18 protein-coding genes are annotated in these 15,290 nt (G+C 71.2%); 6 read left to right on the forward strand and 12 right to left on the reverse strand.

The features are described from left to right. Positions 1-9: 9 nt before the first annotated feature. On the reverse strand, positions 10-1,404 hold the full coding sequence (locus GA0070613_RS08165) for a carboxypeptidase regulatory-like domain-containing protein (protein WP_157746296.1): 1,395 nt from the start codon (positions 1,402-1,404) through the stop codon (positions 10-12). A gap of 107 nt (positions 1,405-1,511) precedes the next feature. Between GA0070613_RS08165 and GA0070613_RS08170 the strand changes: the two genes are divergently transcribed. Next, positions 1,512-2,147 (forward strand): TetR/AcrR family transcriptional regulator, encoded by a 636-nt coding sequence (locus GA0070613_RS08170; protein ID WP_089011741.1) that lies wholly within the window; start codon positions 1,512-1,514, stop codon positions 2,145-2,147. Positions 2,148-2,413: 266 nt separating this feature from the next. Here the strand turns inward: GA0070613_RS08170 and GA0070613_RS08175 are convergent, their stop codons facing one another. Continuing rightward, positions 2,414-2,893: a GNAT family N-acetyltransferase gene (locus GA0070613_RS08175; protein ID WP_269459036.1), complete on the reverse strand. Its 480-nt coding sequence runs from the start codon at positions 2,891-2,893 to the stop codon at positions 2,414-2,416. Between the two features lie 739 nt (positions 2,894-3,632). Here GA0070613_RS08175 and GA0070613_RS31935 point away from each other — a divergent pair. Beyond that, positions 3,633-3,923: a hypothetical protein gene (locus GA0070613_RS31935; RefSeq protein WP_157746297.1), complete on the forward strand. Its 291-nt coding sequence runs from the start codon at positions 3,633-3,635 to the stop codon at positions 3,921-3,923. A 309-nt stretch (positions 3,924-4,232) separates the two neighbouring features. Here the strand turns inward: GA0070613_RS31935 and GA0070613_RS08180 are convergent, their stop codons facing one another. The 3 genes from GA0070613_RS08180 to GA0070613_RS08190 all read right to left on the reverse strand — a co-directional run bounded on the left by GA0070613_RS08180 (position 4,233) and on the right by GA0070613_RS08190 (position 6,801). Then, on the reverse strand, positions 4,233-5,144 hold the full coding sequence (locus GA0070613_RS08180; RefSeq protein ID WP_157746298.1) for an aminoglycoside phosphotransferase family protein: 912 nt from the start codon (positions 5,142-5,144) through the stop codon (positions 4,233-4,235). A gap of 256 nt (positions 5,145-5,400) precedes the next feature. Next, the gene (locus tag GA0070613_RS08185) at positions 5,401-6,063 is read right to left on the reverse strand and encodes a GNAT family N-acetyltransferase (RefSeq protein ID WP_231929712.1); all 663 of its coding nucleotides are present in this window, start codon (positions 6,061-6,063) and stop codon (positions 5,401-5,403) included. Between the two features lie 153 nt (positions 6,064-6,216). Further along, the gene (locus tag GA0070613_RS08190) at positions 6,217-6,801 is read right to left on the reverse strand and encodes a hypothetical protein (RefSeq protein ID WP_089011745.1); all 585 of its coding nucleotides are present in this window, start codon (positions 6,799-6,801) and stop codon (positions 6,217-6,219) included. Between the two features lie 218 nt (positions 6,802-7,019). On the opposite strand from GA0070613_RS08190, the gene GA0070613_RS08195 reads away from it, so the two are divergent. Beyond that, positions 7,020-7,535, forward strand: a complete 516-nt coding sequence (locus GA0070613_RS08195; RefSeq protein WP_089011746.1) for an SRPBCC family protein — start codon at positions 7,020-7,022, stop codon at positions 7,533-7,535. A 54-nt stretch (positions 7,536-7,589) separates the two neighbouring features. Here the strand turns inward: GA0070613_RS08195 and GA0070613_RS08200 are convergent, their stop codons facing one another. Beyond that, positions 7,590-8,297, reverse strand: a complete 708-nt coding sequence (locus tag GA0070613_RS08200) for a DUF2786 domain-containing protein (protein WP_089011747.1) — start codon at positions 8,295-8,297, stop codon at positions 7,590-7,592. A 174-nt stretch (positions 8,298-8,471) separates the two neighbouring features. Further along, on the reverse strand, positions 8,472-8,861 hold the full coding sequence (locus GA0070613_RS08205) for a hypothetical protein (protein ID WP_089015820.1): 390 nt from the start codon (positions 8,859-8,861) through the stop codon (positions 8,472-8,474). A gap of 166 nt (positions 8,862-9,027) precedes the next feature. On the opposite strand from GA0070613_RS08205, the gene GA0070613_RS08210 reads away from it, so the two are divergent. Beyond that, entirely contained in the window at positions 9,028-10,380 is a 1,353-nt protein-coding gene (locus GA0070613_RS08210) for an ABC transporter substrate-binding protein (protein ID WP_089011748.1), read from the forward strand. A 53-nt stretch (positions 10,381-10,433) separates the two neighbouring features. On the opposite strand, the gene GA0070613_RS08215 is transcribed toward GA0070613_RS08210, so the two are convergent. Beyond that, positions 10,434-11,177 (reverse strand): enoyl-CoA hydratase/isomerase family protein, encoded by a 744-nt coding sequence (locus GA0070613_RS08215; RefSeq protein WP_089011749.1) that lies wholly within the window; start codon positions 11,175-11,177, stop codon positions 10,434-10,436. Continuing rightward, on the reverse strand, positions 11,174-12,031 hold the full coding sequence (locus GA0070613_RS08220) for a 3-hydroxyacyl-CoA dehydrogenase family protein (RefSeq protein WP_089011750.1): 858 nt from the start codon (positions 12,029-12,031) through the stop codon (positions 11,174-11,176). Before GA0070613_RS08220 ends, GA0070613_RS08215 begins: the two co-directional genes overlap by 4 nt. A gap of 167 nt (positions 12,032-12,198) precedes the next feature. Between GA0070613_RS08220 and GA0070613_RS08225 the strand changes: the two genes are divergently transcribed. After that, on the forward strand, positions 12,199-12,504 hold the full coding sequence (locus tag GA0070613_RS08225; protein ID WP_089011751.1) for a hypothetical protein: 306 nt from the start codon (positions 12,199-12,201) through the stop codon (positions 12,502-12,504). A gap of 40 nt (positions 12,505-12,544) precedes the next feature. Here GA0070613_RS08225 and GA0070613_RS08230 read toward each other — a convergent pair whose 3' ends face one another. After that, complete coding sequence (locus tag GA0070613_RS08230) at positions 12,545-13,327, reverse strand: class I SAM-dependent methyltransferase (RefSeq protein ID WP_089015821.1); 783 nt, start codon at positions 13,325-13,327, stop codon at positions 12,545-12,547. 54 nt (positions 13,328-13,381) lie between these two features. Here GA0070613_RS08230 and GA0070613_RS08235 point away from each other — a divergent pair, with 54 nt between their 5' ends. Then, entirely contained in the window at positions 13,382-13,762 is a 381-nt protein-coding gene (locus GA0070613_RS08235; RefSeq protein ID WP_089011752.1) for a PPOX class F420-dependent oxidoreductase, read from the forward strand. 91 nt (positions 13,763-13,853) lie between these two features. Here GA0070613_RS08235 and GA0070613_RS08240 read toward each other — a convergent pair whose 3' ends face one another. Together GA0070613_RS08240 and GA0070613_RS08245 are read right to left on the reverse strand one after the other, a co-directional pair. Continuing rightward, the gene (locus GA0070613_RS08240; protein ID WP_007073996.1) at positions 13,854-14,063 is read right to left on the reverse strand and encodes a BldC family transcriptional regulator; all 210 of its coding nucleotides are present in this window, start codon (positions 14,061-14,063) and stop codon (positions 13,854-13,856) included. Between the two features lie 252 nt (positions 14,064-14,315). Next, complete coding sequence (locus tag GA0070613_RS08245) at positions 14,316-15,155, reverse strand: hypothetical protein (protein ID WP_089011753.1); 840 nt, start codon at positions 15,153-15,155, stop codon at positions 14,316-14,318. Positions 15,156-15,290: the final 135 nt, after the last annotated feature.

Consider the following 15,290-nt stretch of genomic DNA (forward strand, 5'->3'; position numbering starts at 1 on the left):
CACCCGTCCTCAAGGTCCCGAACCGTCTGGTTCGCGGGTCTCAGGAAGCTGGGCGCCAAGGACGATGTCTTGGTTTACGGGTGCCGCTGGATCGAGGAGAAGCTGCGCGACCGCGGCTGGGCGGCCCGGCATGATGGCAATAACCACGGCGACAACCTCGCTGAAGCCAGTGGCCGCGTATTCTCCGTTCCGGTCGGTGCGGGTGCGGACAAGCTGGCGGCCGTGCGTGTCGATCACGGTGACCGTGGTGCCTGGCAGCGGCTGACCGGACGGATCGGTGACCCGCCCGGTCAGCATCGGCGCTTCGTCGCCGAAATGGTGCTGGTGTGGGGCAAGGGCGACGGGCCGGGGCAGCATCACCGTGGGATCTTCCGCAGGGGGCCCGGGGACATACTCGGTCATGGTCTGGTCTGCCGCCACCTGCGCCAGGCGCCGTCGCTGCCTGAGGTAGCCGAGCAGGATGAGCGTGACGCCGGCAGCGGTCCAGGCGCAGAGCACGACTGTGGGCCGCAACAGCTGGCTATTGCCGAAGTAGCCGACGCTGCGCAGGGCGTCGACCGCGTTCCCCATGGGCAGGATCGGGTGCAGGAACCTGAAGAAGCCTGGCAGGAGTTGGACGGGGACAGCGCCGCCGCTGCTGGGCACGCCGAGCAGGACGAACAACGTGATCGCGATCCCGGGGAAGAACCCGCGGAAGAAGGGCACCAGGCCATAGGCGGTTAGCGACACGGCCTGGGTCACCAGGAACAGGTACAGCAGGTACAGCGGATTCGGCGGGATCGCCTGCACCACATAGGCGCCCGCGAGGTAAGCGACAGCGGCGGTCACCGCCCCCCAGCCGATGCTAGTGGCTACGTGTGCCCGCAGGCCGAAGCCCACCGCGCGCTGCATGGTGATCACCATGAAGTAGGCGGCGACAACGCAGGAAAGGACGACGTACAGCAGGCCGGAGCCGGAGGCATCGCCCGGCACGGTGGGGACCAGTTCGCGGAAGGCGAGCGTGCCGCCGGCCCGTTCCGCAACGGCGGCGAAGGTCTCGCGGATAACCGGCTCCAGGGCGGCGCCGTTCGCCTTGGCCCCGTACAGCAGGGGATGGGGCCCGTCTGGCACGTATGCCGCGACTGCGCTCTGGTGTAGGACGGCAGCACGGGCCTCGGCGGCGTCGGCCGTCGGCCGGAGGGTGAAGCCACCCGGCGCCGCCACGTCGAGCTCGTGCTGCAGCTGCGCCGTGGCGGCCGGCGAAGCGGCCACTGCGATGCTGACGTGATGCGGCGCCGGGTGATGGAAGGCCGGCAGGTAGGAGAAGAGCAGCCCGGCCAGGAAGAGCGCCGGGAGCCACAGGCCCGTCGCGAGCGTGCGCACGGCTTCGCCGACGCGTTTTCTGTCTGTCTGCCCCTGTGTCACACCGCCACGCTACAAGAGATTTTGCAGTAGTGCAAGATTTCATCAGTGCAGTAGGATGTCAGCCGGATACGCTGACACTCGCACATCGCCGAAAGGACCTGGTCTCCATGCAGGCAGCAGCTCCCGGGCTCCGGGAACGCAAGAAGGCCGAGACCCGCTCGGCCCTCCGCGCAGCGGCCGTGCGCCTGTTCCTCGAGCGTAGCCCCGCCGCCGTCACGGTGAGCGACATCTGCGAGGCGGCCGGGGTCTCCGCACGGACCTTCTTCAACTATTTCGATGCAAAGGAGGAAGCGCTCCTGCCCTGGGACAAGCACCTCATCGAAGAAGTCATCACGGGACTGGCCGCGCGCCCGGCCGCCGAGCCGCCGCTAACCGCGGTGCGCCAGGCGATCGAGCAGACCCTCCCCAGCCTCACCGCCAGCACCGGCTGGCAGGCCTGTGACAGGGTGCTCACGGCATACCCCGAACTCCGCACAACGATCGTCCACGGGATGTTCCGCAACGAGACCAGGCTCGCCGATGCCCTCGCCAATCGCGTCGGGCAGACAGGCGGCAGTCTCTACCCGCAGCTCCTCGCGGGCGCCGCGGCGTCAGCGTTCCGCGCGGCCTTCAGCGTCTGGGCACCGGAAACCGGGACCGCAGGCCTGCAAGCGCTCGTCGGCGAAGCCTTTGACCGGCTCGCCGCCGGCCTTCCCCCGAGTCGACCTGACCCGGCGAGCGCCGCCGGCCGCCCGCCGAACTGACCGCCGGCCACTAGTCGACAGCACTGACCGCGGTCACACCTGCGCGAGCTGTCGCGCCAGCTGCTCTGGCAGCTCAACCTCCGACACGTGGCCAGCATATGAAGCAGCTCGCGAGACTGCCAGCTTGGGAATCGCACAAGATTGGCTGTGAGTGCTGCCTTGTGCCTGATCGATGCGCTCTCACGTGGCCTGGTGTGGCCCCCGGTGACACCAGGTTGTGGCCCGTGGATGGCCCGGCGCGGCCCGTTTGCGGGCAGCCTTGTCCACTACAGGCGTTTCGCCATCTGTTGGGTCGTGACCTCGTAGCCGCACGTCTGGTACAGCGAGATCGCGGGAGCGTTATGGCCGAACACGTTAAGCCCAAGCCGAGTCGCACCCGCTTCCCGTGCCACCGCCTCTACGGCCGCGAGGATCGCTCTCCCATAGCCGGATCGCCGGTAGGGTTCTTCCACGCTGATGTCGTAGAGCCACGCCGAGTCGGTTGTCTTGGTTCGTGGCTCCTCCAGCCCGACCCACGCGTAGCCGACGACCTGGCCCGTGGTGTTCTCGGCTACCAGAAGGCGGTGGCGTTCCGTCGCCAATCCCTGGGGTAGGAAGAGGGCTCGATCCTGTCGCGCCTTCTCCATCGCGGTCTCGGCCGGCATTGTCTCGGCGAGTGACTGGACGTACTCCAGGTCCCGTCGCGCCGTGTAGTTCTCGTACTCGTCTTGACGCATCGGGCGCAGGGTGACTACGGGTGAATTCACCCGGACATGCTGCCAGGCACCGTTCCGGGGAAGCGAGTGGCTTTCCCACCTGATTCACCGTGTCCGCTCTGTCGCCAGCTTCCCGACCGGCGCCAAGACGCGGATCTCGTCGTCGGGCAAACCGGCGACCATCGGCGGACGATCGCGGACCGTGGCAGGACGTCGGGCACGAGGACCGGGCGGTGGACCAGCGCCGAGGGACCGACTCGTAATGCGCAGGCCCCTGGTGCCCTTGCCTGCCCCGGCCACACTGGCCATGTGAACTCGGGGAGCAAGGCCCGGTTCGTGGTCCCACCGACCTTGACAAGTTCCGCTCCGTCGGGGGCTGCCCGGCGGTCACCAAAGAGGCTGGGACGGGGCCTGACAACTGGCTAGTACAGACGTCGTCGCGGCAGGGTGAATGCCGCCATGACGACTTCCTGCACCTGTCGGAGACTGCTCATCGAAGGTCTCGTCGTTGGGCTCGACGGTGCAGAGGTGGAAGCGGTGGAGCGAGAGGTGGGCGCACCGAGGAGCAGCCAAACCAGCGACCAGTGGCGGACAGCTGCGGACACGATCAGCAGCAACCGCCCATCGAGCACCGAAGGGATCGGCAGTCGGTTATCGACTCGTAATGCGCAGACCGTCCCGTCAGGACCCTTTAGGGCATTCGTCTAACGCGCGGTTGTCGGCAACCCGTCACCGCTGCTGCTGTTTCGGTCCAGTGACTATCAGCGATGTGTCATGCAAACGTGTATGGATGACCACGAACGCGTCCGTTCTAGTCATCATCAGTGTTGCGATCGGGTTTCTGGCCGGCCGGGCCTATCAGGTCGCTCACCGGGCCTGGTCGGACTACAAGAAGGCCAAGGCGCTCGTACCACAGCGGTTGACGGCGTTCTGGGCGGCCGTGCGGGGGGCTTTCGTGATCCTTGCCGTCGCCTTGGCCTGGATGGTTGGCTCCGCATGGGCGGCCGCATCCAGCAACTCGACCGAGGGCCCGTCGCCATCGCCTTCACCGTCATCGGCGGCTCCGTCACATAGCCGGTAGAGCGCAAGCGACGTCGCCGACTTGTCGTGACGTCGACATAGAGGAGGTGACAGCCCGTTACCCGGCCACGGCCTGCCCGGAGTCGGGCCTGTGCCCCCTGAATATTGGCGGCAAGCAGCGAGAAGGCAGCGAGACCACCGGCAGCAGCTGGCATGACACGTCAACAGGCAGCATTGTGGACGTGCTCAGGGGCGCAAGACGGCAGCGGATGGTATCCAACGATGCGCCATACCCGCGTTCGGGACGAAGAGGTCGTCGGTTCAAATCCGGCCACCCCGACCAGAGGCAAAGGCAAGCTGGCAGTGGCACTCAGGCCAGTTCGGCGATCACTGCGCGGACCATTCGGCGGCCGTGCTCGGCCATTCGCGGAAAGGTATGCCGGTAGTAGTCGATGCCGGTCAGCGACGGTGCGAGGGCCCAGCCGCAGGCGCGGCGCCAGGTAGCGTCGTCGTACCCGATTGCCTCCCGGTAGGCTTCCCGGGCCGCGCCGGTGAAGGTCCATAGCGCCGGAGCCACGTCCGGCGCCGGATCGCCGACACCGAGTGCGCCGAAGTCGATGACCGCGGCCAGTCGGCCGCAGTCGGTGATCAGGTTGCCCGGCTGCAGATCACCGTGGATCCATACGGGGTCCCGGTCCCAGTCAGGAGCAGCCAGGCAGGCGTCCCAGGCCGCCTCGGCCGCGGTCACATCGAAGCCGTCGTCATGCCCGGCGAGCCGGGGCAGCACCCGGCGGACGCCTTCATCGGCGTGGAGCAGGGCGGACCCGCGGGAACCCGGTGGCTTGAACGGACCTCCGGCCGGATCCACCCCGTGCAAGGCGCGAACGAAGGCTGCCACATCGCGGGCCAGGAGTACGTCGTCGCAGCCAAGCCTGGGAGGCGTGCTCCCCACGACCCACGGCACCACGGTCCACCGCCACGGGTACCCCGCGCCCGGCTCGCCCACGTGAAGCGGAACTGGAATCCGCACAGGCAGGTGGGACACCAGCAAGGGCAGCCACCGCGCATCTGAATCGGCCTGGTCGACCGCCCAGGCAATCTTGGGCATACGGGCGACGAGTTCGTTGCCGATCCGAAAGAGTACGTGGTCGGTGCCCTCCAATTCGTCGGGTAGGGGTGTCACCGGAAGATCGGCCCACTGCGGGCACTGGGCCGCCACCAGGCGGCGCACCTGCCCGACGGTGGCTCGGATCTCGTCATCATGGATGGGCACGGCTGGCACGGTAATGCGGTTAGGCGGTGTGGTGCCAACCGATTAGGTGTCCAGCACCGACGCACCCGAAGGACTACGGCGCTGACCACGGTTGGCGGGTGCTGACGATCGAGCCACGAGGAGGAACCATCGGATCCTGCGCGAGGCAGGTTGGGCCCGCGACCGTCGAGGATCCCGGACCGCGACGCACTCAACTCGGCAGAGTCGGACGCGCCCCGCTCGGCGAGCTGTCAACGCCCGACCAGCGGCTGATGAGCGGATACTGTCAGAGGCCAAACATCGGCCGACAAGCCGCGATCCCGTCCACCCTCACCGCGGGCCGCTTTTCCTGAATCCACCTCTCCCGGGTAAGCCGTAGGCGGTCGGATACGACGGCCTCGTCGCCGCGGGCGTCAACTGAGATGCCGTCGTACTCATAGCCGAGCTTGCGGGACACGCCTTGAGAGGCATGGTTGTCCTGGAACACCTCGGTGAGCGCGGCACGTGCGTCGAGGTGGTCGAAGGCTAGCGTCAGCAGGCCGACCCGAGCCTCGGTTCCGTAGCCCCTGCCCTGATGTTCGATTCCCAGCCACGCGGACGTCGTGACCTCTCGAACAACCGGGAAGTCGCGTCCTCGAAGCGTGACCACGCCGAGCGGGTCTCCGTGACGGAAGACCCCAAGCCCCAACCGCCACGCTGCCACGCTCCAGCCTCCAAGCTGGCCCCAGTGTCCCTGCAGCACGGACCGCGCCCGATCCTCAGGGCTGCCGTCGGTCCAAGGTGTCAGGAACGGACGCTCGTCGGCGCGGTGCACGCCCCTGCCTGCGAGGTGAGCAAGCTCCGCCAGTTCCTCCTCGCGGGGCAGGCGAAGCTCGAGTCGTGGCGTGAAGATGGTGAGGCCGTATTGGGGCCACAGATCAGAAAGCACGGGCTCGATCCTGACGATCAAGCCCCCACCGCGCTACTGGTTTGCTGAGACAGCGCTGTCAACGGCACGACCGCGCGAGAACTTCTGACGGCGTTGCATCGGCACCCTTGACCGCCGGTACTGCGCAGAGGTGGCCAAGTTGATCCGCTGAACGGCGGCGCGCCCGGTGCGGCGCTACCGCTTCGGCCAGTGCTGGCCCATGCCGCCCTGGATCGCCTCCCAGACGCTCCGGCCGGCGTGGCGCAGCGTCTCGCCGGCCTGACCGGCCATCTGGGCCGCCCCGGCGGCTCCCTGCTGCCCCGCCTGGCCGACCTGCTGCCCCGGCTGACCGACCAGCGGGCCAGCGGCCCCGGCGAGTTGCTGGGCGGACCGGTTGACGTCGTCGATGCTGGTCTCCACCGTGCGGGCCAGCGCCTGGATGATCTGCGGATTGCGGTCGATCGTGGTGAGCGCCCGGTCCAGGATCGTCAGCAGCTTCTCCAGCCGCACCTTGAGCAGCGCCTCGGCGTGCACGCCGGTGATGTCCAGTTCCACGCCCTCCAGGTGCACCCGGACCCCGGCGTCGAGCTGGAGCAGGTTGGCCAGCCGGGCGCGCAGCGACAGGTCGGCGTCGAGCCCGTCGACCGCCAGCCGGATCGAGTCGACCGACACCTTCGGGACGTCGAGCAGCACGTCCGGCTCGCTCGACCCGGCCTGGTGGTGGGCCAGCCGCTCGCTGGTCGGGTCCGGTTCCCGTTCAGTCGCTCCGCTCTCGCTCATGCTCTCCGCTCTCCAAGCTGGCCCGATGCGCCGGGCCGGATCAGCCGCGGTTACCCGCTTTCGGGGCGGCCACCCGTGGCGGCGGCGGGCCGGCCGTACGCGGGGAACGGCCCCGACGCCACCGGCCCACGCCGACCGGGAGAGCGGTTTCCCGTTGTCCGGAAGCGGGCACACCGCGAAGCTGCACACCCGGGCACCAGCCGGTATGGTCCGGGCCTATGGGACAGGAGATGGCTGATCCGGATGAGGTCCGTCAGGATGTCGCCCGGTTCTCGTTACGCAGCAGCCTCCTCGCCCCAGCCTCCGCGGAGCGGGCGTTCGCGGTGTTCACCGGGGCGCTGACCGACTGGTGGGTACGCGAGTACACCTGGTCCGGCCCGGAAGCGCTGGCCGAGCTGGGGATCGAGCCACGCGCCGGCGGCATGCTCTACGAGATCGGCCCGTACGGCTTCCGGGGCGACTGGGGCCGGGTGCTCACCTGGGACCCACCCCGCCGGCTGGTCTTCACCTGGCAGCTCGGCCCCGACCGGGTGCCGGTGCCCGATCCGGCACGGGCCAGCGAGGTCGAGGTCCTCTTCGTCCCCGAGGGCGACGGGCGGACCCGGGTGGACCTGGAGCACCGGCACTTCGACCGGCACGGCGAGGCGGCCGAGGGCTACCGCGAGGCGTTGACGGCCGGCTGGCAGGACCTGCTCTGCCGCTACCTCGCCACGGTGGCCCGGGCGGGGACCTGATCCGACCGCCCGTGCGGGGCAGGGCCCGGGCGATCCGGCGTACCTCCTCGACGGTCACCATCCGATGCCCCGCGCCGACGCCGGGCCGGTGGTCACCCCGGTGCCGCCCAGGTCGGCCCGGCGGCCCGCCTCGACGCCGGAGCCGAAGCCGGTGCCGGCCAGCCGGCGGGGCGCCGCGGTCCGCAGGCGCGGGTACACCTCGGCGAGCCGCCGCCGCACCTGGTCGGAGCGGTCGGCCAGCACCAGCGCCATGGAGGGTGCGCCGGACCCGGCGACCGCGCCGGCCTCGGCGGCCCGCAGCCGGTCGCCGACCACGTGGGCGAAGCCGGCCAGCCAGGTACGGCGGAAGGCGGCCGGATGCTCACCGGCCGGTACGACGGCGCCGGCCAGCCCGTGCGCGGCCTGCACCAGCAGCGAGGTGAAGAGCAGCTCGACCCGTTCCAGGTCGCTGGCGAAGCCGAACAGGTGCATGGCGAAGCCGTTGCCCTGCCGGCGGCGTACGCAACGGCAGCGCAGCGGGTCGGCGACCGCGGCGAGCAGCCCGGCCTTGTCCCGGGCGTACGGGGTAACCACGTCGACCACCCGGTCACCCACCGGGTCGGTGGCCGGGTCGCGGGCGGCCAGCAGCGCCCGGTCCACCCCGTAGCGGGCGATCAGCTCGGTGGCCTTGGCGGTGAAGGCCGCCGCCTCGGCGGGCGTGCAGGCCGGGTCCTCCGCCTGGGCGAGCAGCTTGCGGACCTTGCTGAGCATCGCCTCGGACATGCCACCACAGGTACCACAGCGGTAGGACGCGAACGGGATGAGGCAGCGGACAGATCGACGGTTACCGACTTCACGCTCAGCGCCCTGACCGCAACTCGACCCGCTGGTCGCGTACCACGCGTTCTGATCCCGCGCGGCGCGCGGCGCCCGTCCCCCCGGTCGGGCGCCGCGCGGTCAGCCGGCCCGGCTGCGCAGCGTCGCCACCGTCGAGCCGGCGAGGGTGAGCAGGCAGTCCGGCAGCAGCCCGTCGGCCGCCGCCGCGCCGAAGAGCGCCTCGCCGGTGTCGGCGTCGTGGTTGGCGTACGCGCTGACGAAGCGGGCCACCCAGCGGGTGTCGTAGTCGGCCTGGTCGATGCCGGGGAAGTCGAGCGCGCAGGCCCCCGCGGGGGCGGCGTCGCCGACCATGGTGCCGGCCAGGCACCAGGCCACCCCGTACGCCCCGGCCAGGCCGGCCCGGTCGACCACCGCGTCGAAGGCGCCCACCACCGCGTCGCCGTCCCCCACCAGCGCCGAGCGGAGCACGGCGGTCGCATCGTCCAGCGTCTGCTGTGCTTCGTCGGTCACGTGCGGCACAGTAGGACGGCCGGTCAAGCGGTGACCGGGGCACGGTCCAATCGTCACTCTCCGTACTGTGATGGGTCGGCCTCCCGACCACACCGACCTCCACGGTCCCGCCGTCCGTCCCGGCACGCTAATGTGCCTGCGGACCGTTGGCGGAGGAAGGACGACCATGCTCGTATCACGCGGTTCGCGCGCGGCCGTGATCACGGCCTGTGCGGGGCTACTGCTCGCCACCAGCGCCTGCGGCAGCGACAAGACCGAAGGGGGTGCCACCACCACCCAGGTGCGCCTCTACGGCACCGACGGCAACATGCTCAACTCGTACGCGGCGGAGCTGAAGGACCGCGCCGACCTCGTGAACGGGATGAAGGGCACCACCCCGCTGACCCAGCTCCCGGAGAACTTCAAGGAGCAGCTACTCAACGTAGACCCGAAGCTCACCGACTACCTCTACGCCGCGGAGACGTACGACGCGGTGGTGATCAGCTCGCTCGCCGCTCAGCTCGCCGGCAGCACCGACCCGGCCGCGATCGCGAAGCAGATCGTCGGGGTGACCACCGGCGGGGAGCGCTGCGAGGACCCGGCGACCTGCCTGGCGCTGGCCCGGCAGGGGCGGGACATCGAGTACCGGGGGGTGTCGCTCACCCGGGCCGGGTTCACCGACGCCGGCGAGCCGGCCACGGCCAGCTACGCCACCCTGCACTTCGACGAGCAGAAGATCGACGACGGCAAGACCGAGTTCGTCGGCGCGGGCGACGAGTCGGGGGCGAGCACCAAGGCGCCGCCCCGGGCGAAGAAGCAACGTGGTGGCAAGTCGGACAAGAGTGACGGCTCCCCGCTGGTCCTCGGCGGGCTGCTGCCGCAGACCGGTGACCTGGCGCTGGCCAACCCGCCGATGGCGGCCGGCGCGGCGCTGGCCATCAAGGACGTCAACGCGGGCGGCGGGGTGCTCGGCGAGCCGGTGGTCTGGATCGACGGCGACGACGGCACCAACCCCGCCGTCGCGAAGGCGACCGTGGTCTCGCACATCACCAAGGGCGTGCAGGTCTTCATCGGCGCGGGTGGCTCGAGCATCTCCCGCGCGGTCCTGCCGGACGTGGTCGCGGCCGGCCGGGTGCTCTTCTCCCCGTCGAACACCGACGCCGGGCTGACCACCGTGGACGACAAGGGGCTGTACTTCCGCACCGCGCCGCCGGACAGTCTCCAGGGCCGGGCGCTGGCCGACGTGATCCTGCGCGACGGGCCGCACAAGATCGTGCTGCTCGCCCGGAAGGACTCCTACGGCGAGGGCCTCCAGGAGAACGTCCGGGCCGAGCTGGAGCGGGCCGGTTTCGGCGGCGACCGGGTCAAGCTGCTGACGTACGTGCCGCCGGCCGACGCGAAGGCGCCGCCGGTCGACTTCACCGACATCGCCAAGGAGATCAAGGACTCCGGGGCGGACGCCGTGCTGGTCATCGGCTTCGGCGAGTCGGCGCCGGCGATCACCGCGCTGGCCGACGCCGGGGTGCAGATCCGGCACTGACCGACGACGAAGGCCGCACCGGTTCGCCCGGTGCGGCCTTCGTCGTGTCCGGGTCAGCGGGAGCGGCGCCGCTCCAGGAACTCGGTCATCCGCCGGTGCTTCTCCGCGTCCTCGAAGAGCACCGCCTGGCCGACCAGGTCGAGCTGCGGATGGGCGGCGGGCGGGGCGTCCACGGCCAGCTTGGTCAGCCGCAGCGCCAGCGCCGAACCCTTGGCCATCTCGTCAAGCAGCCCGTGCGCGGTGGGCAGCAGCTCGGCGGGCTCGGCCACCACCCGGTTGACCAGCCCGATCCGCAGGGCCTCGTCGGCGTCGACCCGGCGGCCGGTGAAGAGCAGTTCCTTGGCCCGGGCCTCGCCGATCAGCGCCGGCAGGCGGTGCGTCGCGCCCGCGCCGGCCAGGATGCCCAGCCGCACCTCGGGCTGGCCGAAGACCGCCCGGGCCGTGCACACCCGCAGGTCGCAGGCGTACGCCAGCTCGGCGCCGCCGCCCAGCGCCGGACCGTCCACGGCCGCCACGCTCGGCATCGGCAGTGCCCGGATCCGGGCGAAGGCGGCCGAGTTGATGGCGGCGAGGGCGTCGAGGCGCCCCCGCTCGCGGAGCTGGCCGATGTCCGCCCCGCCGGCGAAGATGCCGTCGGCCCCGCCGGTGAGCAGCAGCAGCCGGGGCCGGGCCTCCAGCTCGGCGCAGACCGCGTGCAGCTCGCCGATCAGGTCGGCGTCGATGGCGTTGCGCTTCTCCGGTCGGTCCAGCGTCACCACCAGCCGGTCCGGCAGCTCCTCGATCCGCAGTCCTGTCAAGACTTCACCCCGTTCTCCCAGCGGTAGAAGCCCTGGCCGGACTTCTTGCCGAGCTTGCCGGCGGCCACCATCTCCTCGAGCAGCGGCGGCGGTGCGAACCGGTCCCCGTACGCGGCCTGGAGGGTGCGGGCGATGTCGAGCCGGACGTCCAGCCCGACCAGGTCGGTCAGCTCCAGCGGGCCGACCGGGTGCCGGTAGCCGAGCACCATCGCCTTGTCGATGTCGGCGGGGGCGGCCACCCCGTCGGCCACCATCCGGATCGCCTCCAGCCCGAGGGTGACCCCGAGCCGCGAGGTGGCGAAGCCCGGCATGTCCCGTACGACGACGGGGTCCTTGCCCAGCCGGCCGGCGAGCGCGACGGCCGCGTCGGTGCTCTCCGGCGCGGTGGCCGGGCCGACCACGATCTCCAGCAGCGCCATCGCCCAGACCGGGTTGAAGAAGTGCAGGCCGAGGAACGCCCCCGGCCGGTCCAGGCCGGTGGCCAGCTCGGCGATCGGGATGCTGGACGTGTTGCTGCCCAGCAGGGCGGGGCGCCGGGCGGCGGCCTCGAGGAGCACCGCCCGCTTCAGGTCGAGCCGCTCCGGGACGGCCTCCACGACGACGTCGGGACCCTCGGCGACCTCGCCCAGTCCGGCCCGCAGGGTGAGCCGCGCCCGGTTCGCCACCGCGTCGTCGGCGGTCAGCTTGCCGCGCTGCACGCCGCGTTCCCACAGCTCCCCGAGGCGTTCCACGGCGGCGGCGCCGCGGGCCGGGTCCACCTCGACCAGCTCGACCGCGTAGCCCGCGCCGGCCGCCACGTAGGCGATGCCGAGCCCCATCGTGCCGGCCCCGACAACCACAAATCGACCACTCATGACGTCCCCTCGCCGCGGGCCGTGACGCGCGGGGTCTCCGCCATGCCCGGCCGCTCGCTCCGCTCGTTCATGGGTGCGACCCTAGGCGGCACCGGTTCGTCGGGGATGCGTGGGGGCGCGCCGGATCGGGTACAGACGGCCGTCAACCGAGGGAAGGACCAGCCGACATGAGCCAGGCACCGGAGAACGCCACCACGACCGGCACCGACGGGGACACCGCGACGGTGGAGACCCGCGGCGACGAGCGGGTGGACCTGCTGCGCGCGGACACCAACAACGACGGGAAGACCGACGTGTGGGTGGTGGACACCGACGGCGACGGCAAGGCTGACCTGTTCCAGTTCGACACCGACGGCGACGGCAAGGTGGACATCACCATGGTCGACATCGACGAGGACGGCACCCCGGACGAGGTGGTGGACGGCGACGGTGGCCTCCCGCCGGAGGAGCACTCCCCGACCGTGCAGGTCTGAGCCACCCACGCCGGCCCCCGGGTACGCCCCGGGGGCCGAGTCACGCCCCGGTCAGCTCCAGCATCGCCAGGTAGTAGGGCCGGTCGGCGTCGTCCACGTCGACCAGTCGCCACGGCGAACCGTGGACCAGCTCGGCCAGCTCGTCGACCGAGCACACCAGATAGTCGAACCACTCGGTGCCGAGTTCCCGGTAGCGCAGCCGCAGCCGTAGCTGCCCGCCCAGCCGGCCGCGCCGCCGGTTGAGCTCGTGGTAGCCGGTGTGCACCGGGTCCCTGGTGCCGTACGGGTCGGTGCCGTGCGCGATGATCCGCGCGCCCGGTCGGGCCAGCGCGGCGAGCGCGGCGAGGAACCCGGGTGCCCGCTCCCGCCCCTCGATCAGGCCGAGGTTGTTGCCGAGCAGCAGGAAGGTGTCGTACCGGTGGCCGTCGGCGACGTGCTCGTCCACGGTGCCGAGCACCAGGTCCCGTACGCCCCGGTGCCGGCACACCCGCAGCGCCCCCGCCGAGGTGTCCAGCCCGGTGACCGGCACCCCACGCTCCTGGAGGTGCAGCGCGATCCGGCCGGCGCCGACGCCGACGTCGAGCACCCGGCCGCGGACCCGGTCCACCGCCCGGTGGTCGTGCGGCGGCCACGCCTGCGGCGGGTCCAGGTAGTGGGCGGCGGGCGCGCCGTTGACCAGCCCGTCGTCCCGTTCGATGATCTCGATGACCGGCCGGGGCAGGCGCCCGCCGGCCAGCGGCCGGGGGCCGATCCCGGTGGCGACCGCGTACGCGTCGCGGATCATCTCCCCGAACACGTCGCCGATCGTCGGTTCCCCCGTCACGGCGCTCACGCTATCCGGGCTGCGATCGGTTGTCGCGGTCGTATCCTGAGCCACGTGACCGACCTGGACCGCCTGGCGGCGGAGAAGTACGTCCTGCTGACCACCTTCCGCAAGGACGGTCGGGCGGTGCCGACCCCGGTGTGGGCGGTTCGCGACGGCGACGCGCTGGCGGTGTGGACGGTGTCGGACTCCGGCAAGGTCAAGCGGATCCGGCGCGACGGCCGGGTGACGGTGGCCCCGTGCGACGTGCGCGGCCGGCCGCACGGCACGGCGGTGCCGGGGCACGCGACGATCTGCGACCTCGCCGGCACCCGCCGGGTACGCGCCCTGCTGAAGCAGAAGTACCGGCTGCTCGGTCGGCTCAGCCTGCTCGGCAGCCGGCTGCGCCGGGGCGAGCGGGGCACGGTCGGGCTCCGGGTCACCCTGGACGAGTGACCCCCGGACGCGATTCAGGGGCGGCGGATCGTCGCTGTCGCGTACGTCCGGCCGCCCCTGAATCGGAACGCCTGATGAAACGTCCGGGTCGTCAGTCCCCCTGACGCTGCTGCGGGATCTGGCCCTGCAGCAGCGCCCTGACCTCCGACTCGCGGTAACGGCGGTGGCCGCCCAGGGTCCGGATGGCGCTGAGCTTGCCAGCCTTGGCCCACCGGGTCACCGTCTTCGGGTCGACACGGAACATCGACGCCACCTCGGCCGGCGTGAGTAGCGGCTCTGGTTCGTGCGTTCGCGATGCCATCGGGTCACTCCTCCACGTGTATAGACATCGGCCGGGGTCCCGCCGGCCGACGCGTCTCCCATGGTCCGGCTAGTCCCCGATGTCCGACATGGGCCGAACGGATGAAGGTCCTTAGACGGACGGATGAACCATGCCCGATTTTTACGACTTTTATGCCGCAGAAACTACCTTATTCGGACTCATGATCACGGGTCGTGATGCGCTAACTACGAGGTACCTTCGAGTTGGGAGCGCTCCATGGGTGTTTTGCGGTTAGTTGCACCGCTCCAGCAGCTGCACCGCGCGCCACCGGGCGACCAGCTTGTCGTACGCCGCGGAGGCCTCCTCCGCCTCGCCCCGGGAGAGCCCGGCCAGGCCGTTCGCCACCAGCTCGGTCGAGTCGTCGGCCGCGAGCATCTCGTCCGGCAGCAGCTGCACCAGGCCGCCGTAGTCCAGCTCCACCACCGAGCGCGGGTGGAACTCCTCCAGCCACCGGGCGGCCTCCTCGACCGCCTCGGTGATCGGCGCCTCGCCGACCGACTTGCGCAGCACCGACAGGGCCCGGGACGACCGGCGGCGGGCCTTGGAGATCTCGGTCCGGTACCGCAGCGCCCGGCGGCCCGGGTCGGTGACCAGGTGGCGCTCCGCCGGCTCGAAGAGCACGAACCAGCGCAGCGGCACCCCCCACGTGGCGATCTGCTCGTGCACCCGGGGCACCCCGTGCTCCAGCACCCGCGCCCCGCTGCGCCAGTCCTCCACCACCGCCTTGGCCTGCCCGGCCAGGATCGGCGGGACGAACGCGTCGGCCAGCACCGACGGCACCCCGTCCCGGGCGCTCAGCGCCGCCTCGGCCACCCGGATCCGCAGGTTCCAGGGGCAGACCAGCAGGCTGTCGTCGGTCTCCAGCACGTACGCCTCGTCCGGCAGGTCGGGCAGGCGGGTCCAGCCCGCGCCGAGCGCCTCGATCACCGCCGTCCGCTGCCGGACCGGCCCCTCCAGCGGGGCCACCGCGCGGCCCTCGTTGACGTACCGGCGCCAGAACGACTGGCGGTCCCGGTCGAAGGCGGTCAGCGGCTCGTACACGCGCAGGTAAGAAGCGAAGAGCGACGGCACGGCGCGATCCTCCCACGAGACGGAACCCGCACGCCGTCAGCGTGGCGGGGACACGTGACGCGGGCGGCGGTACGGCTTCGGCCGATATTAGGCTCAGCAGCACCGGCAGCATCCCGCCGGCGTGCCACCAGGTCC

Origin of the sequence: Micromonospora inositola, from assembly GCF_900090285.1 — a bacterium.
Classification (GTDB): domain Bacteria; phylum Actinomycetota; class Actinomycetes; order Mycobacteriales; family Micromonosporaceae; genus Micromonospora; species Micromonospora inositola.

Bases quoted from the DNA above. Each gene is read 5' to 3' on its own strand.
- GA0070613_RS08170 (WP_089011741.1), top strand. From the start codon at position 1,512: ATGCAGGCAGCAGCTCCCGGGCTCCGGGAACGCAAGAAGGCCGAGACC.
- GA0070613_RS31935 (WP_157746297.1), top strand. From the start codon at position 3,633: ATGACCACGAACGCGTCCGTTCTAGTCATCATCAGTGTTGCGATCGGG.
- GA0070613_RS08200 (WP_089011747.1), bottom strand. From the start codon at position 8,297: ATGTCCGAGGCGATGCTCAGCAAGGTCCGCAAGCTGCTCGCCCAGGCG.
- GA0070613_RS08195 (WP_089011746.1), top strand. From the start codon at position 7,020: ATGGGACAGGAGATGGCTGATCCGGATGAGGTCCGTCAGGATGTCGCC.
- GA0070613_RS08220 (WP_089011750.1), bottom strand. From the start codon at position 12,031: ATGAGTGGTCGATTTGTGGTTGTCGGGGCCGGCACGATGGGGCTCGGC.
- GA0070613_RS08225 (WP_089011751.1), top strand. From the start codon at position 12,199: ATGAGCCAGGCACCGGAGAACGCCACCACGACCGGCACCGACGGGGAC.
- GA0070613_RS08190 (WP_089011745.1), bottom strand. From the start codon at position 6,801: ATGAGCGAGAGCGGAGCGACTGAACGGGAACCGGACCCGACCAGCGAG.
- GA0070613_RS08240 (WP_007073996.1), bottom strand. From the start codon at position 14,063: ATGGCATCGCGAACGCACGAACCAGAGCCGCTACTCACGCCGGCCGAG.
- GA0070613_RS08210 (WP_089011748.1), top strand. From the start codon at position 9,028: ATGCTCGTATCACGCGGTTCGCGCGCGGCCGTGATCACGGCCTGTGCG.